This is a genomic window from Pseudarthrobacter defluvii, assembly GCF_030816725.1.
Taxonomy (GTDB): domain Bacteria; phylum Actinomycetota; class Actinomycetes; order Actinomycetales; family Micrococcaceae; genus Arthrobacter; species Arthrobacter defluvii_A.
The window spans coordinates 32,240-52,143 of the sequence record NZ_JAUSYG010000001.1 but is presented as its reverse complement, the minus strand read 5'-3'; the positions used below and the strand labels follow the sequence as shown (position 1 = coordinate 52,143).

The following is a 19,904-nucleotide window of genomic DNA, read 5'->3' as shown; positions in this document are numbered from 1 at the left end:
GCAACCAGTGTTCATCGGGCCACCTCCAGTTTAATGCTCAGCCAACCGCGGTCCGGGACGTCGGGGTTCTGATCAAGCCGTGCTATTTCATTGGGATTCAGTTCCAGAAACCCGTCCGGCGGAAGACCCGTGCCCCCGATCCGTGCCAGTGACCTCACTGACGCCCAGGCAACACCCGGCACGGAGTGGGCAGCAGCGGTAATGGCGCTGACTGCGATGCCCTGCCCGAAGGTCAGCTCGTCCGGATGGAAGAAGCCGCGGCCGCCGTCGGGCCGGACACCATTGCTGAAGCGGTCTAGCAAGGCTCCCAGAACCGCGCCTTGGCGATGATGCGGGTGATATCCCACGGTCAGTTCCAACGTCAGCGGAACATAGCTGGCCGTGCCTACCTGGACCTCGTGGCCAATCCGCCGGTAGCGTTCCAAGTGGTTCTTCACCCCCGCCCGGAATTCGGCATCGTCGTCGACGGTGCCGAGGGGATCGACAGTGACCTTGATCACTACCGGTCCTTTCTTGGGTACCTGCATGAGCGCCGCCGCCCGCTGCACTGTTCCGGCGTAGTCCCGCATCACAATGGCCGCATAGTCCTCGGCAGTGATCGCCCGTTCCAGCCGGGTCCGGAAAGCGTGCGGGGCCCTCAGCCGCACCTGATCCACCGGTTCGGGATCGGTGCCGCCTTGGGCCGCCAACGGATTACGGACTCCGACAATGCTGCCCCCTTGGATCTTGCCGCGGCGCATGACGTGCCGGATCGCATCACTTCCCACGTTTCCGGCGGATCCGCCGCCGGTCCGGTACCAGGCAAGGAACCGGGTGTCGGGGGCCGGCCGCGCGCCCAGCACATTGTCGCCGAAGCGCAAATGGGCCACGCCGTAATCGTCCACTTCGACCACAAAATGGCGGTCATCGGTGTCACTGGCCAACAGGTCCGAGCGCGGCAGCCAGCGCTCATAGGGCAGGGGTGTACCGGTTGTGCCGGGCTCGGGCAGCCGTTCGAAGATCTCCAGCCTCGGGTGCGCGAATTCCACCGGGCTGAACAGTGCCACCTCCGGCCGGGCCGCGGCCGGGTCCTGCCGGAGCAGCCTGCTGGCCGGGACTCCCGCTTCGGGGGGCTGGCTGAAGACCAGCGGAGCGCCGGCCAGCACCGGCTCGTACTCCACAGGTCCTTCGGACCGGTCGCCCGGGCGTCCTTCCCCCACGCAGCACAGCTGCACGTTTGGCGCGGGAACAACATCGTGCGGTGGCGCGAACGGCACTGCAATGATGACGGTCCCCCGCTCGCCGCGCAGCCGGGCCGGGTCCGGTTCCAGGACCGTTTGCCCGTGGTCCACCAACAGCACGTTGCCGCGTGCGACGGCGAGATCTGTCAGCAGCGCACACTCCGGCGCCGGTCCGGTGGCTGAGAGCACCAGGGGGAACGGCAGCGCGTCGGCTTCGTCCCAGGACACTTCCACCACGGGGGTGTTCCGGAGTTGGTCCAGTCCGGGCTGGACGGCGGTGAGCCGGACGGCATGGCGATGCGCCGGATCCGCATCGGCGCTGCTTCCGGTCCCCGGATGAACGAGCTCCTCGAGGATCAGGATATCCCCCACCCGCAGTTGCTCCAGTCGGCGAGTACCGGCTTTTTCGTCTCGCCAGCGGTCCCGCAGGGTTGCCGCGACGGCGCCGCGGGGCAGGCAGCAATTTGTGGAGCCCCAGGTGTAGAAGACGAGGGTGTTGTGTGCTTCATAGAAGTGCAGTTGGTCCGTAGCGGCCAGTCCGTTTCCCAACATCTGCTCAAGGGCAAGGCGGTTCCGGCCGCGCAGTCTGCTGCCTTTGAGCGCATTGGGTGATCCGTAGCGGGCGATGGCATCGCTGACGGCGCCGGGATCCACCGAGACCATGCCCGGGTCATCCAGCAGGGTATCCAGCAGGCCGGCCAGTTCGGTGAGCAGCGCCGGAAGCTCCTCGGGGTTCTTTTCGGCCTCGAGCAGGGCCTTCAGCCGGTGTTCGGTCAGGCGTGACCGGACATGGCCCGGCACCGGGCCGACGCTGCCTGCGAGGTGCCGGACAAGCACCTCCGGGTCTGTTATGTCGTGTTCGCTGATATCGGAGCGGGCCGGCAACGGCAGGATTTCGAACACCCGGTAGCTGGCCTGTGGCAGCAGCCGCAACGTACCCGGGAGCACCTCGGTTTCCCCGGCGGGGATGCCCTCCGGGTGCGTCATGAAGGCCAGGTCATGGAGCTTCACCCGCGGATTGTCGCGGACCTGGAGACAGACCCAGGTCCGCGCGTTGCAGCCTTCATGCATCGGGTAGTCCACCAGCCGGACATGGCGCCGCAGGGAGGTCCGTAACCGAGCGGTGTCAAGATACGCTTCGGTCCCGACGGCGTCCTGGGCATAACTGAGCTGGTCCGCCACGTAGGCAAGGATCTCCACGAGCGTCAGATAGAGATCCGGGCTGTGCCGCTCCAGCCATCCCGGCAGGGTGGCGGAGAGCCGGTCCAGTAACAACTGCCGGAAGCTGGCATAGTCCTTGGCAAGATAATTCAGGTCGGGAACAGTGGTCTGCGGGGCGGGGCGGCCGGGGCTCCGGAGGCAGTCGATCTCCAGCGGCGTCTCCGGCAGGAACGAAAAGGTGGCGCTGCGGTAGCGCGGATCCACATCCTCGAGCGGAAACTCCGGGCTCGGTACCAGCCGCAGCACGTACGGGGAGCGGCTGCCGGTCTGGTCAAGGGGGATGACGGCGACGTCGTCCCGGTCCCGGTTTTCCCCCCGCCGGAAGACAGGATCGCCGGGTTGGACCGGCTCGGCATCGGGGCTCGCGTCAATCAAAATGTTCGCCGCGGAGAAGAGACGGACGTCCTTCTCGGGCGGCAACGAACGCAGCAGGAACACGTGCAGCTCCGGCTTTCCGTCATCGCCGGTCTCCACCTCGGCGTAGTCGATACCGTTCATGCTCGGGTTGGCGCGGACCTCGGCGCGGCGCCCGTCGTCGTGGTACTGAAGCTCCCTCATGCCGCTCCCTCCCGGGGGAAGACGGCCGCGCCGGGGTTGCCGGAACCCAGCACCACGTATTGGACCTCGACCTGCAGCGCCGCATCCTCGCTGCGGACCTGCAGACTTTCGAGCGAGAGAATATCGCCGAGTTCGCGCAGCACTGCCGCCTCCAGGGTGAACTGCAGCGCCGCGGCCAGCTCGGGGCTGTTGGGGGCGAAAACCAGTTGGCGCAGGCCGCAACCGAAGCCCGGCCGGTTCACCCGCTCGCCAGGGTCGGTGAAAATCAGGAGTTCCAGCAGGTCCCTGACGTGCTCCTCATAGTCGGTCTCGGCAGTGCGTCCCCGGGAGTCGTAGTGCCACGGAAAATCGATGTTCATTGTCCTCACATGCCTGTCACGCGGGCTTGGAGGGAAGCAATTACTGGAGGGCCTTGGGGGATCTGCTCGGCGCTGGAACAGATGCCCTGCCCGGTGCCGGGCATCTGGACCACTGCGGGCTGGCCGTGGACAAAAACCCGGGCCGCCGGAGCCCAGCGGATGGTGGCGCAGGGCTGTGGTTTGGGGCCGGGAACGGTGAAGGGGCAGCCCGCGACGGAGTGCAGGTCCGCTGCGGTGATCACCAACGTCGTGCCGACAAAGACGCGCGTATTGCTGGTCTGCACCGTAGCTGGGGCCATATGGGCGCATTGGACGCCGGCCCCGACATGCAGCAGAAACCTGGTCATGACTGCCTCCTTACTTCACCAGAGCCTTACTTCACCACGAGCGCGCCGGCATTGACGGTGACAATCCCACCGATCAGGGTGATCTGTCCGCCTTTGCCGTCGCTGATATAGATGCCCGAATCGTTGACCACAATGGAAGCCCCGGTGGCACTGCGCAGCACCACTCCGCCCGTCGCCGGCGTCGGCGGCGCGTCGCTGAGCTGGATTGCATTCTGCAGCGGGGTCTGCATGGTCATGGCCGGAATCGGAGGTGTCACCATCTGGACCAGCGGGGGGACTTCGGCTCGGGTGCTGTAGTAACAGCCCGTCCAGATCGGAAAGTCCGGATCACCCTGTTCGAACTCGATCCAGACGCCGGCGCCGATTGGCGGTACAGCGACGGCGCCCATCTGGGTTCCGGCCACCGGGAAGCTGGGCATGGCCCAGGTGGAGGCGAGCGTAAAGACGCCGATCACCTGGGCCTGTAGCCGTCCGATTCCCATCGGGTCCACGTTTTGCAGGACAATCCCGCGGTACTTACCCAGATACTGTTTCCTGTTCCGGCGGGTTTTGGCGCCGGATACCGTAAGAATGCTCATACCGGGATCCTTTGTATCGTGGAGATGAGGCCGTTGCGGACCAGCTTGAAATTCTGTTTGAACTCGCCCCGGCGCAGCGTGCTGGTGACATGTTCGACGTAGTAGAGACCATCGAAGGCGGTCCCCACCCCGCGTAACCCGGCCAGCCGGCGCGGTTTGAGCACGCCACCGTACCGGAGAGCATCCAGGGTTCCCTCGGCGATCACCGAACGGTTGCTGGCCGCTTGGTACGCCCATGCCTGCATTAGCGCCCGCGGAAAACCCTTGCCGGCACTGTCGTCGATAATTTCGAAGTTCTTCGGTACCGGCGGGAGCAGGCCCAGCGGCGGGTCCAGCGGATTGATCAACCCCAGCGGAATGGGAATCGGCGGTGTCCTGGTGAACGGGTTTTCGATGGACACGATCGGCATGGCTGCGGAGTCGTGCTCAAAGCTGCAGTTGACGGATTCCACATTCGTTTCCGCGTCCATGTCCACACTGAGTGCTTTTTGCACTGGCCCGATCCGCAGGACCGGGCCCCAGTAGGCCAGGCTGGTGCCCACCGTGGGTCCTGGCTCCATATAGAAGGTGTAGCCGGACATGGCCGCTAGGTCGCGCAGATAGACCAGATCGGTGCCCCAGTGCTGTTCGATTCGTTCCAGCGGATTGTTAATGTCCATGGTGGGTGTGGGAACGATCAGCGGGATGACTCCCAACACCATGTACTTGGCCAGGATGAGTGCAACGCGGGCCTCGAGCGGCATGGCCGGATAGAGGAAGAGCCCGCTTAGATCTACGCTGTCCATGGCATGGCTGATGTCCCGGCCCCTGACCACAAGTTGGGTAGGACCGGAGCCGGTATCCGGGGCGATCTGGGTCTGGGTGACCAGTCCGTCCATCAGGACCTCGGTGGTTCCGGAGACCGTGACGGCAAGGACCACACGGATCAGCGGCGGCACTGCTCCCCCGCTCAGGAGGAAGACGGTCTGCAGCATGGAGGAGTCATGGCCCACGCTGAACTTCAGTTCGAACCCGTCCTCTCCGGCGCTGCCCGCGTGCACTGTCACCTCGGTTAGCGCTTCGACCAGCGCCCGCGGGGCCGGCAGCGCGATGGCCGGTCCGACGTAGAGCGAAAGCGTCACGGCATTGCTCACGGCCGGTTTCCGTCCTGGCCGGCCAGGTTCTCCGGCAGCGTCAGGCGCAGCCGCCGGCCCGGTTCGCGCACCAGTTCCGCCGGGAACACTGCCCGGTTTCCGTCGCAGATCCGCCAGAACAGCTCGGCATCGCCCAGCGCGGCGGCGGCGATGGTGTCCGGGCGCTGCCCTGCTTCGACGGTATGCACCCCGGTTTGCTCCAGCCGTTCCGGCCGCGGCACAAACCGCCGAGTGAGATAGATGACCGGCCGGTCGCCTTCGGGGTTCTGCACCGCCGTCGCAAGTCCCGCGTAACGGCTCGAAGGCGGGAACAGCGCGGCGTCGAACGAAGGCGGCCGCAGCAGCGCCTCGAGCCGGGCCTGCTGGTCATTGACGGTCATGTCGGTATCTCCTTCAGTCCCAGCAGGCCTGGGGAAACGCCGGCGCTCATCGCTGCGAGCCGTTCCTTGCCGAGCTGATAGCGCAGGTACAGGGATCCGCCGCGGTGATCGAAACCAAGGTCACTGACGCTGAGCACCCGCATGCCCAGGCTCACCTTGGCCCGGATCGGATTCAGCGCGGTGTCAAAGAATTCCTCGGTGATGCTGAAATCCGTGACCCGCACCGGCGCCACCCGGCTGGTACTCCAGATGAAAAGAGTTAGCGGCGCCTCCACCGGGGAAATTTGCAGCTGCCCCCGCGCCGCCGCAGCGTGATGGTCCCGGAGCTGGGCGATGCTCGGGTAGACGAGCATCTCCAGCGCCGCCAGATGCGGCTGAATACCCAGCCTTCCCACCAGCAGGTCGCCCTCCTCCAGCTGGTCGACCGCGTCGATCTCGGCGTCCAGCTTGTAGGACTCGACCGGCGGACCCTTCAGGCGCAGGGCCTGGGACCGATCGGCGTTCCCCTCGGCGCCGACCGCCTGCGCCTGCAGGGTCCGGCTGAGGGTCTCGGGGTTGTACTGCAGGGCAATCAGCCGGACCACCCGCCCCGAGTCCACGTCAATCAGCGCCAGGCCGCCCTTGAGGATACGGGGTGAGATTTGTGGAAACGGGCTCATGATCGTCCCCCTTCTGCACCGGCACGCACCGTGTCCCGCCGGCGTCCGAAGAGGCCCCCAATCAATCCGCCCAGGAGCAGCCCCCCCAAGGCTCCGATCACGCCGCCGACCACCCCGCCCAGCAGGACCCCGGCCACCACGTGACCGCTCACGCTGGCCTGCGGAACAGGGGCGGTCCCTGGGGAGACCAGCTGCTCAGGACGTCCGCTGAAGTAGCGCCGCGCATAGTCTGCGCGGATCCTGCCGATCATCGGGATGAAAAAGTTGGTATATGTGAACCGAGAGATCAGATCGATGCACGTTGCCCTGAAGGAGGCGATTCCGCTGCCCAGTTGGTTCCCCTTGGGGTTCGGCGGCTTGTCGCTGCTTATCGGATCAAGGTCGTTCCCTTGAGCAGAGGAGGAAGCAGACGGATCCGCCGACATAGCGAGCTGCTCTCCGGCTGCATAACGCAATTGGAGATCCCAGTCGCGCGGGGACCATGGCGGATACTCCTCGAGCTTTGGACGCGGTAAGTGGTTCAGGACTGGAAGGAGCGACGACGGTTGCTGCCCCTTGGCGGCCTGCCACATCTGCCTGACTGATTCGGCCGTCGCCGCGGTCACGTGCTCCAAGGTCGGGCTCAGGGTTCTGCCGCCGGGCGCCGCATCCTTGTCGGCATAGTCATCGCCATAGGTTTTCCAGCTTTCGCCTCTGGCATTGTCCACGTCAACGCCAAAGAAGTTGTCCAGGTCATGCCAGGCCAGAGAGGGGATGTTGACACAGTTCAGCACACTGCCCACCGGCATAAATCCCAGAAATTCCGTGGTGTAATCACGGAGCAATTCCTGCCGGGGTGTCACGATGTGTCCAGCGGCGAAGGCGTCGGTGAGAAAATGGTCACCGAACCCGTTCATCGCCATAGCCCTGACGGCCAGGTCATTGGCCTGAGCACGCAAGGCCTGACATTGCGTCTGCTTTTGCTGTGCCCGGCCCAGCAGCGCTTGCATCCGGTTCAACGCCGGCTCCAGGGTTTTCTCGGAGCCCTCCTTTAGCATCCTTCGGACGTCCGCCGACGCCGCATCGAACCGTTGGAGGTGCGCCCGCACTTCGGCCTTCAGACCGTTTGCCCCCTCACCCACTTCCCAGGCGCTGCCCATGGTGTGGAGCGCCTGCCAATGCCATGGCTGCCATGACATGTAGTTGTGCGGATGGAAATGGGCTGTGTTTCGGGCGGCTAGATCAAGATACTGCGTCTTGTCGCCCAGCCAGTCCCAGACGGGGCTCAGCAGGGGAATACGAGTTCCCGTGGATCTGCTCTGCCGCTCCTCGAGTAATTCAAAGCTGGCAACCTCATCTGCCGCGGCGACCAGCTGCCCGTAGCTGAGGCCTGCTTCCGTGCCGGGCTTGAAGTTCAGTTCTCTGAGCCGGGTACGCAATGACGCGTCGACGGCAGGAACCGCCGGCGCGGAAGGCCCCGACTGCGTCTCGGCGAAGGCCCGGCTGTAGGCGCCTTCGCCGATCCGACGATGCTCGCCCTCCGAAAAACGGCGCAGCACCGGTCCTTCGGTGATCCCGTTCCCCTCACCTGCGGGATGTTCGAGGCCGAAGACCGAATCGGCCGACCGGTTGGCCGCCGCCTCGGCCGGATCACTGGAAGCACCGATGATCAGCGGGACCCCAGGATCCGGTGGTCTTACCTGCTGCCTGACATGCATAAGTTCATGAGCCAACAGGTGCAGTCCGCGTTGATTCGCCCCCTGGTACTCGCCGGCGGAAAAAACAATATGTTGCCCCACGGTGTACGCCACAGCTTTGACCGCCCGGGCGGACCGCGCCGCCGCCATGTCGGTATGCACGCGCACGGCGGAAAAATCATGGCCCAATGAGGAGTTCATCTTTGCGCGGACGGCAGGGTCCAGCGGCTGTCCGGGGGAACGGAGCACATCACGGACAGCCTGCGGGGCCGCGGCACTGTCAGCGACAGGACGGGCAGCACCGGTTTGCGCCGGCACGGGAAGCGCCGTTTTCGCGGGGGCAGGGCGGCTCGTTTCCGCCAGCTGGGCGTTGCTCATGCCGGGTCTCCGGGCACAGTGAGGGCCCCATGGATGGCGCTGGCGATTTGCACGCCGAGCGGCCCGGCCCTGCCTGCGGGCGCCCTGAGAGGAGCACCTTGGACACTCCTGAAAGTTCCCCTCGAAGCCAACCCGGGATGCAGACCCGCCTCACCGAGCAGGCGCCCAAGCTCGGCCTGAACGGCTGAGCCCAGCTGCGCCGTGTCCAGCGCCCCGGACGGCAGCCCCTCAAGGATCAGGCTCTCTATATGTACCCGAATGGTCAATGCACCTCTCCTGCCTCTGGGGTGAACAGCTGATCGGAAGGCTGCGCGGACGTCGCCACGGGAGTCACCCAGCCGGTGAAATCCGCTGCAGCGATCGGTTTACCGTGCTTGCGCAGTTCATCCCGCGCAGCTTCCCGGAGCAGTTCCATGGTCACGGTCCCGTCTCCCGCCGCCGCAAGAAACGCGCCGTTGACAGCGATATTGCGGATCTGCCCGCCGGTCAGGCTCGCGCGGGCCAGGATCTGGAAATCCAGCCGGTCTGCGCCGGGAACCAGGAACTCCGGCGGTGCGGGATCCGCGCCGGGAACGGATGGGAAGATGTTCCGCCAGATCCGCTCCCGCTCGGCCCCACCGGGGTAGCTGAAGGTGACGATAAAACGCAGCCGCCGCAGAAACGCAGGATCCAAAGCGTTCTTCATGTTGGTGGTGAGAATCGCCAGGCCCGCATAGGCCTCCATGCGCTGGAGCACGTAGCTGACTTCAATGTTGGCGTAGCGGTCGTGACTGTCGTGGACTTCGCTGCGTTTTCCGAAAATGGCATCGGCTTCGTCGAAGAGCAGCACGGCCCCGCTCTGCTCTGCGGCGTCGAAGACCCGCCGGATGTTCTTCTCGGTTTCACCGATGTATTTGCTCACCACGCTGGAGAGATCTATCCGGTACAGGTCCAGGCCCAGCTCATTGGCCAGGGCTTCGGCCGCCATGGTCTTGCCGGTACCGCTTTCTCCTGCCAGCAGGGCTGTGATGCCCAGGCCGCGGGACAGCCTGCCGCGGAAACCGAAATCGTCATAGACCCGCAACCGGTTGCGGGTCTGGTCGCGGACTTGTTCCAGCAGCCGCATCTCGTTGGCGGCTAACTGTACATCCGAGAGTCGGGTCAGGGAAGTGCTGCGTTGCGCCAGTCCCTCCAACCTCGGCCGAGCCCGGCTTCGGCAGGCTTCCCAGGCGCTCTGCCCTGGATCATCCCCGGTGCCGGCAGCATCCAGCCCCACGGCAGCGGCCTCGGAGATTTCGGCCACATTCAGATCGAACTGGCCGGCCAAACGTTCCGGCCACTCGCTGCCGGCCCTCAGCTCCCGCTGCCACACGGAGCGCTGCTCGGCGGGTTCGGGTCGGGCGACGTCCAGAATTAATGCGGTGTCCTGGCGGGGCAGAGGCTCCGGAACATCCACTAGGACCAGGCCCTCCACACCGTCCAGCAGCCGGCTCAGAATGGGAAGGGTTTCGCCGCTTGCCTCCGTTGCGTCGATGAGCAGCGCCACCTGCTGCAGGCGGGTCTCCCTGTTCCACAACCGTAGAAAGGATCCGGGATCGCCGTTGTGCCCCAGCTGATCCAGCGGCAGCCGTTGCAGCTGAAGTCCTGCGGCGTCGACGATCTGCTGCGCAAACAGCCGTTTGGTAACCGAGTCTCCTCCGGGCAGTTGCACCAGCAGGGAGGGCGCTACGCGTGTCGGGCGCCGCAGGTGGACGATGGCGGAAGCGGCCCTGCTCTGCTGGGAACCGCTGAGCGCCGGCTCGGCTCCGCCGTCATCGGCCGGCACCCCTTCCAGCAGGGCTGCCAGCCGCTCGTCAAGATAGTCAAGGCCCATCAGGTGGTTCACTATGCGTTCGTCCATCCGCAGCGGGCAGCTGATCAACGCCTCGCCGCCCGTCCGGACAATGTCCAGCATCCGCCAGGTGCGCAGCGGCCGGTCCGGGGCCAGCGCATCCCACTCAGGCACGGCGGCCAGCCTGGTCAGGGTGCCTTTTTCCTCCTCCGAGGCGGCTTCCCACTGCGGGTCCGCGGCCAGCCCCAAGGCGAGTGCGAAAGTGGGGAGCCCGCTAAAACTCTCGGGCATGGCGGCGCAGAGCCGGGCTACCTCGGTGCTCACCGCATGCCCCAGGCAGAGCAGTGCCACGTCACGTTCGAAGGGAAAAAGTTTAAACGCATCACAGAACCGGGTAAAACGGGGTACAGGATCCCCTGCCATGGCCTGCTCAAGCTCAAGGCGTGCCCGGCGCAGTTCTTGTGGTGCGCTGTGGTCTGTCTTGGAAGGGGGCAACAGAAGTGCCAGTTCATCATCCTCGACACCGGCGTCGCGCGGACTCCAGTCACTCTGCGGAATCGACAGGCGCCGGCGCCGCCGCCATCCCTGCGACGGCGGCGAAGAGTCGGGCACTGGAGGCTTCGATGCAGCAGGAGCGGGATGGGCCGCCGGCTCCACGGACGGATCTAGGATCAGCCGCAGCCACGTCATCGCAGCCTCCATCATCGCCCTGTCGGCGTTGCGCTGGCGCTGGTCGGCGCTCATGGCACCGTCACCTGCGGGGAGGGAGGTTGCTGTGGGTCGGTGTCGAGATGTAGGTCAAGGAAGCTCTCCGCGCCGTCCACCTGCACTCGGACCAGGTAGGTGCCTGCGCTGACGGGCCCGCGCAGGAACCGAAGCTTGTCCATGGGCGCCGTGGGGGGCGCCTCGGGCTCCAGCTGAAAGAACCGCGGTGCCTCTGCCGGGGCCGGGTCGGCGTACTCATTCAGCAGCAGCACCACCCGCTGCCCTGGACGCACCAACGGAGTGAAGGTCACCTCTACTGCGTCGCCGGCCGGATCCGGATTGGTGTCGGCGTCAAGAACCAATTCGGCGGTGATGGCGGGCCGCAGCACAAAGGCGGCGGCAGCGGACTCTACGCCGTGGTGCTGCGTCGGCGGGTCACCGATCAGGACGTCATGGACCACCTGAACGCCATGGCGACCGGCCGAGAGACTGGCCCCTGACACTATCAGGCGCCGATCGGAGGCTTGCAGGACCGGTTGCGGATCCTCGTCGTCAAAGCGGACGAGCGTGACCGGCCCGCGCAGGTGCCGACCGGTGATTTCCAACTCCAACGCCCCTGAGCCCACAACGGCACCGTCCCCCGGGCCGCCTTCCGCCGGCGCCCCCACCGCCGCGATTCGTTCAATCAGGGGCTGGCGGACCGGCAGCGTATCGACACCACGACGCCGCACCGGCAGGGGTACCCGGGCGGGGAGATCGGACTCGATCAACACCACACTGGCCTCGAAGGCGGCCGAAATCCGATAGGGAACCTGGAGAAAAACGGACCAGATCTTGGCAAGGTCATCGAGGGACAGCGCCGCCATGGTGAACTTGACCGATTCGATTTCTTCGGCGAGGTTTGACTCCGCGAGCCACGGCTCCCCCTGGGTGGCCGCCGCCAGTTCCGCCCGACCCAGCATCGGCCGACTGTGCAAGGTCTCCACGGACCGGCCCAGCATCCGCTGCGGAACCAGCTGCTCATCGTCCCCCGAGAAGCTCAGCAAATAATGCAGGTCAAACGCTGCCCGTGGGCGCTGACGGATTTCCTTGCCGTCCGAGCCCCGGGTGGGCAGGTCGGAGTTGCGCAGCGCGCCGTTCGGGGTTATCCGATACAAGAAAACTGTCACCACGCTGGCGGTCAAGCCATCGCCAGCGTCGGGGCGCCTTGCTACCACGTCCACGCCGGAGAACTCGGGCTTAATCGCGCTGTCCAGCCGCAGGCGTAAAGCCTCGGTAGCGGTAGCGATGGCAAGATGGTTGGCCATCAGGAGGTCCGCCGGCGGCGTGCGAGATACTCGGGGAGGGCTGACACATGCGATGGATCCACAGCCCGTCGGCGGGCCGGCGGTGGGACCGCGGTGGCGGGACCGCGGATTTCGATCCGGCCGATGGTGACCTCAACGGTAGGTCCGGGCTGGGGCGGTGCGGACCGGTCTCGCGAGGAACCGCGACCTTCGTAAGGCTTCTGGAGGGGCCGCAGCCCCCGCTCCGCCGGATGGCCGGGCGTTGCGCCGGGCGGGAATTTAGCTGAAGGAGGTCCGGCGGCGGCCGGCGGTGCGGTCGGCCGCGGGATTGCCACGGGCAGTGCCACGCGAGGAGCCGGTCCCCCGGCCCTAACCGGCACGGGAACAGCGTTTTGCGAGAGTACCGATTGCGGAATCGGCAAGGGCGCCGGGCTCTGCCCGTAGCCCGCGACAGGGTCGCCCGGTGGCAGCGCCCGAGCGACACCCTCCGCTGGGGCGGTAGCAGGCTCCGCGCGAGGAGCCGTCGTTCGCGTCTGCGTCCGATTACCGACCGCGGGTTCGCGGTATCTCATAACCGATTGATCGGGCGGCAACGATGCTCTGTCCGACAAAACAGGGACCGGTACGGCAAGCGCCGGTGAAGCCAGGACTTGGAAAGCAGGGTCAGGATGGCTTCGGACCCCCGCAGCGGAAGAAGGCGGCATGATTTCCGCCTGCGTTTCTTCACCTGGACCGGGTTCTGCCTGTGAAGAAGGGGAAATGACAGCGTCCCGATCCACCGGCTGGGCCGGCGGAGGCAGGCCCGGCTTCTCCCCTCGCTCCTCCTCCATGTCATATGCGGTATTTTCCGAACCGGGAAACTCGGGTTCAAATCTGACCGCAGGCCGTGGAACAATCGCCTCGGCCGTTCCGGTGAGGCGGGAAATCATGTGGGCGAGGAAGTCGGTCACCAGCGCACCATCTCCAGATACTGCGAACGTCTCCAACTGCTCAAGGCGAGGATTTCCGCCTCGGTCCACGCGTAGGCGCAGGCCAAAGCATGAACCTCCGCCAGCAACCGCTGACACCAGGAATCCAACTCGGCCCAAAAAAAGACGAGGATGTCGAATACCGCGCTCCAGGCGTGTCCACAAGAAAAGCACTCGAAGGCCAAGTGGACGTCAGCCTGCGGATCGGCCTGCCCCAGAGCGACTCCAAGTTCGGTCAACACGTTTGCAGGCAAGTCCCGGGCTGGCACCGGGGTGTCCTGCAACCGTGACTGGAGCACACAGCGCTCAATCAGGGCCATCCGCGCATCGCCCTCTCCCGCTGCCCCTGCCTCGGTCACCGCCAGAAGGTCCCCGGACGTCGGGGGCCGGGCCTGCACAACACAACCGTCCAGGGACAACTCAATCGGGGCACCGGGATCACCGGGGGCCTCCACGCGCACATCCTCGAGATCGAACGTCGTCTCCAACCACTGACCGCAACGGGGGCACACGGCCACGCCGACCACCCGCGAACTGAACACGCTCCGCCGCAGAGCCATCAGCAGCGAGTCGCGCTGCCCGACACTCAGACGTGCTGCTGTCTCAGGTTCCACGCCCACAAGCCCCAGCAGGCGTTCCGCCCTGCCGGGCAAAGAAAGGACCAAACCCTGTTCCCAGGAGTTGAGAAGATCGGAGGTAGTCAACACGCGCGGGACCGCTACTCGCTCAGGGTCGGCTCGGTGAGTTCGGTACCGTCAGGGTCCCGCTCCCACCCTTCGTTTTCCAGCTTGATGCTCTCAATGGCCACGGCATTAGCGTTCGCGTCCAGATCCGGCAAGGTCTGGAACTCGGAGACCCAGCACCGATAGACCTTGAAGGTCTTGACCACCTGTCCGGCCTCGTTGCAAAGGTCGATCAGGATGTCCTTCCGGAAGTCCTTCAGCGACACTTCCTGGCCCAGGCCGTTGCCGTGATGCCAGACCTTGTTGGCCCAGTGCTCGAATTCAAGATCCTGCGTAACTCCGCGCTCCAGGGTGATGGCTTCGTATTTGGTCCGGCCGGGTGACTTGCGGCTGGTGCTGGGGTCCCCGCCCTCACGGTGCTCCACTACTTCTGTCGTTCGTTTCAACGCACCGACCTTGTTGACGCCAGCCACGTATCGGCCCTCCCAGCGGACACGGAACTTGAAGTTCTTGTAGGGATCGAAACGCTCCACGTTGACATTGAACTGGGCCATTTCCGTCTCCCTAAGCCTGAACCTGTCCAGCCATCTGCTGGAGCTTGAGAACTACAAACTCCGCCGGCTTCAGCGGCGCAAACCCCACCAGGATGTTGACAATCCCAAGGTTTATATCGCTTTGCGTGGTAGTTTCCTTGTCGCATTTGACGTAATAGGCTTCCTGCCGAGTAGCCCCTTGGAAGGCGCCCTTACGGAACTGGTCGTTCATGAAGGCCCCGACATTGAGCCGTATCTGGCCCCACAGGGGCTCATCATTAGGCTCGAAGACTACCCATTTCAGACTCCGTCGCAGCGATTCCTCAATGAATAGAGCGGTGCGCCGCACCGGTACGTACTTCCACTCGGAGCCGATCTCATCATTGCCCCGGCAGGTGCGTGCTCCCCACACGACATTTCCGTAGACACTGAAAGTGCGTAGCGCATTGACGCCCTTCTTATTGAGTGTCCCGGATTCCGGGTCGGTCAGGGTATTGGAGAGACTGCGGACCCCTGTGAGACTGGCATCAGTTCCGGCCGGCGCCTTCCACACGCCGCGGGAAGTATCGGTGCGGGCGTAGACACCTGCGACCACTCCACTGGGCGGGAAGGTGCGGAGCCTGCCCTGAGCCTTCGGGTCCGCCAACCGCACCCAAGGATAGTAGATAGCAGCGTTAATACCCGAGTCGCCGCTTACAGGTGTGACGGTGCCTTCGTTGATGGTCTCCTCCCCATCGGCGATGAGGAACGCCCGACGTTGCCGGCAGAAGCCGGCCAGCAGTTCGAGGTTGCCCAGGTCGGTCAGGCCTGGCACGCATAGCAGATTGAACAGGTCCACCCGGTCCAGGTGGAAGACACCACCGAGCCGGCCGTCGTCGTCCGGGTCGGTAGGCCACGCCGCGGCCCAAAATTCCGGGTCGCCCGGCTGCAGGACTTCGCCGTCGGTGCCGTCGATGAGCATTAGGCCGATTGACTCGGAAATGGCAGTACCGTCCGCTGGATCCTCAGCATTGACGAGTTCCGACTGCTCATTGACTACACTGCCGACAAAGCGTGCATCGTCCTTCGCCATGGACAAATCAGCGAATACCTCAAGGTCCTGGCGCGCCGAATCGTTTGGATCTCGGCGGAAGACCGTTAGGGAGAACCTGGCGGGATTATCGGCATCGGTGCCGGTGCCCTCGCGGATTCTGATGTCTACGCCGTAGTCGTTGGCCCAAGAACCGGACCCTGTAGCAGTCAGACGAAGGTCATCCACTCCCGCTCCAGCCGTGCCTGCCTCGGGGTCCGCCAATCGGATGATGTACGCTTCCTGTCCGCCGTTGGCAAAAAAGTGCGAGACGGCGTAGCTGACCCAACTGTCCCGGTGGAGGCCGCCGAACCGGCGTTCATAGTCACCCCAGCCGAAAATATGCCCTGCCGCACCCACCGGCCCTCGGGGCGTCCACCCCACAAACGCAGCGATCGATGTCGCCACTCCAGTAATGGTCCGCACACCGCTTGGAATCTCTTCAACGTAGACGCCGGGGTACGAAAGTTGAACAGGCATGGATGGTCACGCTCCTTTGGGCAGGACTTGGTCCTCGAACGGTTGAACCGCTAACTGCTGGATTTTGGCTTTGCGTCCATCCTGCAGTTCTTTCAGCTCTTTCCGGCGCTGGGCCAGCAGGGCTTCTTTCTTGATCAGCTCCCCCTGTAGCCGGGAAAGTTCACCACTTGCAGTGGAGAGTTCGCTCGCGGCGTCCTGACGCTCCTTCAGCAGACGCTTCTCGTAGGCCTGACCCACCCATTCCTTGAGCATGCTGTTCTGCTGCGTCGCGTCCTCGCGCACTACGCAGGCTTTTTGAGCCTGGCCCGAATCGCGCGCCGCGACCAGCTCAACCAGCAACTTCCTGACTGCACCGACCCCGTCAGCAATCTTTCCGGGCAGACCTGAGACCCTTGCCAGGGCTTGGTCGTATGTGGCTCTGCGTCGGGCAGTCTCGGATTCCTGGTTCAACTTCTGCGTGCGAAGGCTATCCAACTCCGCTGCCTCGGACGAGACCTTGCCCCGTGCATCCTGAATGTCTTGATCTACTCCAGCCAGACCCTGTTGAATTCCCTTTACGACATGATCTTCCAATGAATCGATGAGATTTTCCACGGAAGCAAAAACCTTGTCCGCTTCCGCGGTCGTGGCGGCGGCATCCGCACGCGCACCCGTAATGCCACCGACTGCCCGGGAGACATCTCCGGACTCCTTTTTGAGCTTCTGCTGCTCAGCCTCGATGTCCGCCAGGTGGGCCTTACTGCGTTTGATCTTGTTGTCCAGGGCGGCCTGCCGCTCTTGGAATTCGCTGAGCAACTCCACCAGATCCCGGGCCGGCTCTTCGACCGGCCCGCCAGGTTTGGAGGCGGTGGCTTTATCCATCGCCTTCTCCGGTGCCTGCTCCGTTGCCTTTGCCGATGAGTCGGCCGACCCCGCCGCGGACGCCGACTTTTCCTGTTTCTCTTCGCTCATCCCGCATCTCCGTGCTCGTGCGGCCACGGGCCGCGGCCAACACCTGAAGACTAAACTTGCGGCGTTACAGTCGCGTTACTGGGCCTAAGCCCTCGTCTCCCGAATCCAAACGAGATGCTGCCACTACCAATGTCACTGCCGAATAGCAGCGATACTCGCCGGTACCGTAGCTGCCCACAGATTCCCCGTCATCGAGGCTCCTCTCCTGGATGCCAGGAAGAACCGCGGCGTCGGTAAAACCGAGGCCTTGGACCACCGCCTGGCCATGGCTGCACTGCCGGACAAGCTGGTCAAGGTCAGCGAAGCCGCACCCCTGCTCGAGGAGAAGGGCTTTCAGGCGGTAGCCGCGGCGAAATGTTTTCGTGGCGTGGTCGCATGAGGGCAGAGCCATTTTTAGGAGTCGCAAGTCATCCTGGTGATCGCAGCCATGTGAGGGCACTGTTGAGCCTTCTATCGCCTCCACGGTTCAGCCGATGCCGGAATGGGATTCACGCCGGCCAGACAGGAGAATGCAGCCTCGCTACGGACCCGTTGAACGGCTCGTTCTTGAAAGTACCGACTCATGGCTGACCGCTACCGGGTGAGGTATAATTCACCCCACCTATTATCTCCTGCTGCGCGAACATCACGGAGGGAGGCGAACTTTTGGTTACACAAACAAACTTTGTGCGTCCGCGTCATTGGGCATTTGGAGCTAAGGCCAAAGAAGAGCGCCACGCCTTCCTCCACTCCTTTCCAGAACAGGAAAGGAGTGAGGTGGGGCAGCGTATGGTTCACCACATGGTTTATCTAGAAAGGGAGGGCGAACATCCTGAGGAACTACTTCCCCGACGCTTTTCTATGCGCGCCATCCCCGGTTATACTTCTCCATCTCGGGCCATGTACCTGATATTCACGCAAGTTGACGGCATTTATTGGGTGCTCAAGGTAGCCAATTGCGACGCTTCTGATTCAGTGTCTGGTAACCCCCTTAGTTCCAGACCACCCATGTCAGAAGAGGCATGGGCAACCGCGCGGACTCGGTTCACCTCGGGCAATTGGCGATAAAGAACTAAGGAAATGAGGCTGGCTGCCCAGATGTTGTCTTTAGCTGACGATCATCGAGGTTAAGGGCACCCGATAAGTGCGCACCTGAAAGGTCACAATCTAGCATTACCGCCTCGTAGAAGTTCGCGCGTTGCAGCCTCGCCCCGCTTAGGTCGGTAGCAGCAAAATTAGCACTGGAAAGAGTCGCCGCTTCTAGATTTACGTTTCGGAGCGTTGCGTTCTTCAGGTTTGCATCCGTGAGGTTTGCTCCTGTCAGCACCGCCTCATCCAGCCAGACGCCCTCGAAGTTGGCGCCCACAAGATCCGCTCCTCGAAGATGGACTCCACGTAAATCGAGTGGTAAGTGCAGCTTCGAGTCGTTTGCAGGCCTTTGCCCAATTACCAAAAGAGCAGCACGAATGTCAGTAGCCATCGGCTTCCCAGGTTTGGCTCTCTCTCGAATCAGGGCCGACAAGATCTGCTCGACAACTGGCCAGTAGCGGCCGTCCTCTATGGCGAGTAGACGTAGACTGTGGACTCCACCCACGCGTATAGCCTCACTGTTTTGGTCGCCTATGTGTCCGATCGCTTTTGCAAACCGGTCGGCACGCTGCGTAGATCGAGAAAGAGCAAAAGTCCTTGCGGAATATATGAAACCTCCTGGTTGGACCCCCGTTAGCAGTCCAGCGCCTATGCGATAGCTAATTGGTTTTCTTGCGTCCAGTTTTCCCAGTAGCGCTTCGGCGTCATGCCGTTCAGGGATCCATGGGGCCGTTCATGATTGTAGATAGCTTTCCATTCGTCGGCCAAATACTTGGCTTCGGCCATGGTGTCCATGATTTCTCCGGAGAGTTGTTCCCTTCTGAACTGGGCGTTGAAGGACTCGATGAAGCCGTTCTGCCAGGGTGATCCCGGGTCAATGAAGGCGGTATCCACGCCGGCGGTGTTGCACCACTCAATCAGTGCGGCGGCGGTGAATTCGGGCCCGTTGTCACACCTCACGTAGGTCGGGGCGGTGCCGGTCTCGGCGATGATGTTCTCCAACACAGCGACCACGTCGGCGGCCTTGAACGACCGGCGCGGAATGACCGCCAGCGCCGTGCGGGTGTATTCGTCGATGACGTTAAAGAACCGGATGTGCCGTCCGCAAGAGGTCACATCGGACTGGAAGTCGAAACTGACCACATGCATCGGGTACTGGGCAGTTAGGCGCTTCTGTTCACCGGCGCCGGGCCCGGTCCGGCGCTTCTTCCTCGCCCGGGGTTTACAGACCAGGCCTTCATCGCGCCAGAGCCGTCGCACCCGCTTCCTGTTCAGCACCACGCCGTCCCACTCAGGCTGAGCCAGCAGGTGCCAGCGCACCTTCCGCCAGCCCCACGCGGGGTGCTGCCCGGCGACGGCGCGCAAGGCTGCACGGAGCCGGGCTTCCTCAAAGCCCATATCGGGCTTCTTCTTGCGGAACGCGGACCGGTTCTGCCCCAGCACCGCGCACGCGAAACGCTCGGACGCCCCGAACTTCTCCACCGCCATGCGCACGGCACGACGGCGGGGTTCGGGGCTCAGAATTTTCCCTTGGCCACCTCGTTCAGGATGTCGATGGCCAGTTCCTTCTCCGCCAGCAGCCGCTTAAGCCGGGCGTTCTCTTTCTCCAGCTCCTTGGTCCGTTTGGACGCCTCGGCGTTCTTCTCGGACCCGTACTGGTTCAACCACCGATACCAGGTCGCCTCGGTAACCTGGAGCTCCTTGATTACCTCGACCATCGGGCGCCCGTCATTGAGCATCTTCTGGCCCTGCCGGACCTTGGCGATGACCTGCTCAGGGGTGTGTCTGCGTGCCATGATTCGTGAATTTCCTCCTGCGTCCATTCTCGGACACGAAACTCAC

The 19,904-nt window shown here is 63.9% G+C and carries 17 protein-coding genes and 1 pseudogene; 1 reads left to right on the top strand and 17 read right to left on the bottom strand.

Annotated elements, in window-relative coordinates:
* Positions 1-11: 11 nt before the first annotated feature.
* From QF031_RS00210 to QF031_RS00145, 14 genes are all read right to left on the bottom strand, one after another.
* Positions 12-2,999, bottom strand: coding sequence for a putative baseplate assembly protein (locus tag QF031_RS00210; protein ID WP_307422489.1), 2,988 nt, complete (start codon positions 2,997-2,999; stop codon positions 12-14).
* Entirely contained in the window at positions 2,996-3,358 is a 363-nt protein-coding gene (locus tag QF031_RS00205) for a GPW/gp25 family protein (RefSeq protein ID WP_307422486.1), read from the bottom strand. The genes QF031_RS00210 and QF031_RS00205 overlap by 4 nt, the downstream gene beginning before the upstream one ends.
* Before the next feature lie 5 nt (positions 3,359-3,363).
* On the bottom strand, positions 3,364-3,705 hold the full coding sequence (locus QF031_RS00200; protein WP_307422482.1) for a hypothetical protein: 342 nt from the start codon (positions 3,703-3,705) through the stop codon (positions 3,364-3,366).
* A 26-nt stretch (positions 3,706-3,731) separates the two neighbouring features.
* Positions 3,732-4,283, bottom strand: coding sequence for a phage baseplate assembly protein V (locus tag QF031_RS00195; protein ID WP_307422480.1), 552 nt, complete (start codon positions 4,281-4,283; stop codon positions 3,732-3,734).
* Positions 4,280-5,416: a hypothetical protein gene (locus tag QF031_RS00190; RefSeq protein WP_307422476.1), complete on the bottom strand. Its 1,137-nt coding sequence runs from the start codon at positions 5,414-5,416 to the stop codon at positions 4,280-4,282. The genes QF031_RS00195 and QF031_RS00190 overlap by 4 nt, the downstream gene beginning before the upstream one ends.
* Positions 5,413-5,796 carry a LysM domain-containing protein gene (locus QF031_RS00185; protein ID WP_307422473.1) on the bottom strand — a complete coding sequence of 128 codons (384 nt, stop codon included), beginning with the start codon at positions 5,794-5,796 and terminating at the stop codon, positions 5,413-5,415. Before QF031_RS00185 ends, QF031_RS00190 begins: the two co-directional genes overlap by 4 nt.
* On the bottom strand, positions 5,793-6,455 hold the full coding sequence (locus tag QF031_RS00180) for a hypothetical protein (RefSeq protein WP_307422469.1): 663 nt from the start codon (positions 6,453-6,455) through the stop codon (positions 5,793-5,795). The genes QF031_RS00185 and QF031_RS00180 overlap by 4 nt, the downstream gene beginning before the upstream one ends.
* Positions 6,452-8,509, bottom strand: coding sequence for an eCIS core domain-containing protein (locus QF031_RS00175; RefSeq protein ID WP_307422465.1), 2,058 nt, complete (start codon positions 8,507-8,509; stop codon positions 6,452-6,454). Before QF031_RS00175 ends, QF031_RS00180 begins: the two co-directional genes overlap by 4 nt.
* Positions 8,510-8,771: 262 nt before the next feature.
* Positions 8,772-11,063 carry an AAA family ATPase gene (locus QF031_RS00170; protein WP_307422462.1) on the bottom strand — a complete coding sequence of 764 codons (2,292 nt, stop codon included), beginning with the start codon at positions 11,061-11,063 and terminating at the stop codon, positions 8,772-8,774.
* The gene (locus tag QF031_RS00165) at positions 11,060-12,331 is read right to left on the bottom strand and encodes a DUF4255 domain-containing protein (protein ID WP_307422458.1); all 1,272 of its coding nucleotides are present in this window, start codon (positions 12,329-12,331) and stop codon (positions 11,060-11,062) included. The genes QF031_RS00170 and QF031_RS00165 overlap by 4 nt, the downstream gene beginning before the upstream one ends.
* A gap of 925 nt (positions 12,332-13,256) precedes the next feature.
* Positions 13,257-13,982, bottom strand: a complete 726-nt coding sequence (locus tag QF031_RS00160; protein ID WP_307422456.1) for a hypothetical protein — start codon at positions 13,980-13,982, stop codon at positions 13,257-13,259.
* Positions 13,983-13,996: 14 nt separating this feature from the next.
* Entirely contained in the window at positions 13,997-14,515 is a 519-nt protein-coding gene (locus QF031_RS00155; RefSeq protein ID WP_307422452.1) for a phage tail protein, read from the bottom strand.
* Between the two features lie 10 nt (positions 14,516-14,525).
* Positions 14,526-16,043: a phage tail sheath family protein gene (locus tag QF031_RS00150; protein ID WP_307422449.1), complete on the bottom strand. Its 1,518-nt coding sequence runs from the start codon at positions 16,041-16,043 to the stop codon at positions 14,526-14,528.
* A gap of 6 nt (positions 16,044-16,049) precedes the next feature.
* The gene (locus QF031_RS00145; RefSeq protein ID WP_307422447.1) at positions 16,050-16,994 is read right to left on the bottom strand and encodes a hypothetical protein; all 945 of its coding nucleotides are present in this window, start codon (positions 16,992-16,994) and stop codon (positions 16,050-16,052) included.
* Positions 16,995-17,241: 247 nt separating this feature from the next.
* Here QF031_RS00145 and QF031_RS00140 point away from each other — a divergent pair, with 247 nt between their 5' ends.
* Complete coding sequence (locus QF031_RS00140) at positions 17,242-17,373, top strand: hypothetical protein (protein WP_307422444.1); 132 nt, start codon at positions 17,242-17,244, stop codon at positions 17,371-17,373.
* Positions 17,374-17,393: 20 nt separating this feature from the next.
* Here the strand turns inward: QF031_RS00140 and QF031_RS00135 are convergent.
* From QF031_RS00135 to QF031_RS00125, 3 genes and pseudogenes are all read right to left on the bottom strand, one after another.
* A pseudogene (locus QF031_RS00135) lies at positions 17,394-17,525 on the bottom strand (IS110 family transposase); the annotation flags it as partial.
* A 520-nt stretch (positions 17,526-18,045) separates the two neighbouring features.
* The gene (locus QF031_RS00130; RefSeq protein WP_307422441.1) at positions 18,046-18,453 is read right to left on the bottom strand and encodes a pentapeptide repeat-containing protein; all 408 of its coding nucleotides are present in this window, start codon (positions 18,451-18,453) and stop codon (positions 18,046-18,048) included.
* 257 nt (positions 18,454-18,710) lie between these two features.
* Positions 18,711-19,858, bottom strand: a protein-coding gene (locus tag QF031_RS00125) for an IS3 family transposase (RefSeq protein WP_307422438.1) whose coding sequence is annotated in 2 segments (ribosomal slippage) — positions 18,711-19,585 and positions 19,585-19,858 — 1,149 coding nt in all. Because the reading frame shifts where the segments join, the coding sequence is not laid out codon by codon here.
* Between the last annotated feature and the right edge of the window lie 46 nt (positions 19,859-19,904).

Excerpts from the sequence above, each read along its gene's own strand:
- QF031_RS00145 (WP_307422447.1), bottom strand. The coding sequence starts at position 16,994 with ATGAGCGAAGAGAAACAGGAAAAGTCGGCGTCCGCGGCGGGGTCGGCC.
- QF031_RS00200 (WP_307422482.1), bottom strand. The coding sequence starts at position 3,705 with ATGACCAGGTTTCTGCTGCATGTCGGGGCCGGCGTCCAATGCGCCCAT.
- QF031_RS00165 (WP_307422458.1), bottom strand. The coding sequence starts at position 12,331 with ATGGCCAACCATCTTGCCATCGCTACCGCTACCGAGGCTTTACGCCTG.
- QF031_RS00210 (WP_307422489.1), bottom strand. The coding sequence starts at position 2,999 with ATGAGGGAGCTTCAGTACCACGACGACGGGCGCCGCGCCGAGGTCCGC.
- QF031_RS00180 (WP_307422469.1), bottom strand. The coding sequence starts at position 6,455 with ATGAGCCCGTTTCCACAAATCTCACCCCGTATCCTCAAGGGCGGCCTG.
- QF031_RS00155 (WP_307422452.1), bottom strand. The coding sequence starts at position 14,515 with ATGGCCCAGTTCAATGTCAACGTGGAGCGTTTCGATCCCTACAAGAAC.
- QF031_RS00205 (WP_307422486.1), bottom strand. The coding sequence starts at position 3,358 with ATGAACATCGATTTTCCGTGGCACTACGACTCCCGGGGACGCACTGCC.
- QF031_RS00130 (WP_307422441.1), bottom strand. The coding sequence starts at position 18,453 with ATGGCTACTGACATTCGTGCTGCTCTTTTGGTAATTGGGCAAAGGCCT.
- QF031_RS00195 (WP_307422480.1), bottom strand. The coding sequence starts at position 4,283 with ATGAGCATTCTTACGGTATCCGGCGCCAAAACCCGCCGGAACAGGAAA.
- QF031_RS00185 (WP_307422473.1), bottom strand. The coding sequence starts at position 5,796 with ATGACCGTCAATGACCAGCAGGCCCGGCTCGAGGCGCTGCTGCGGCCG.
- QF031_RS00170 (WP_307422462.1), bottom strand. The coding sequence starts at position 11,063 with ATGAGCGCCGACCAGCGCCAGCGCAACGCCGACAGGGCGATGATGGAG.
- QF031_RS00150 (WP_307422449.1), bottom strand. The coding sequence starts at position 16,043 with ATGCCTGTTCAACTTTCGTACCCCGGCGTCTACGTTGAAGAGATTCCA.
- QF031_RS00175 (WP_307422465.1), bottom strand. The coding sequence starts at position 8,509 with ATGAGCAACGCCCAGCTGGCGGAAACGAGCCGCCCTGCCCCCGCGAAA.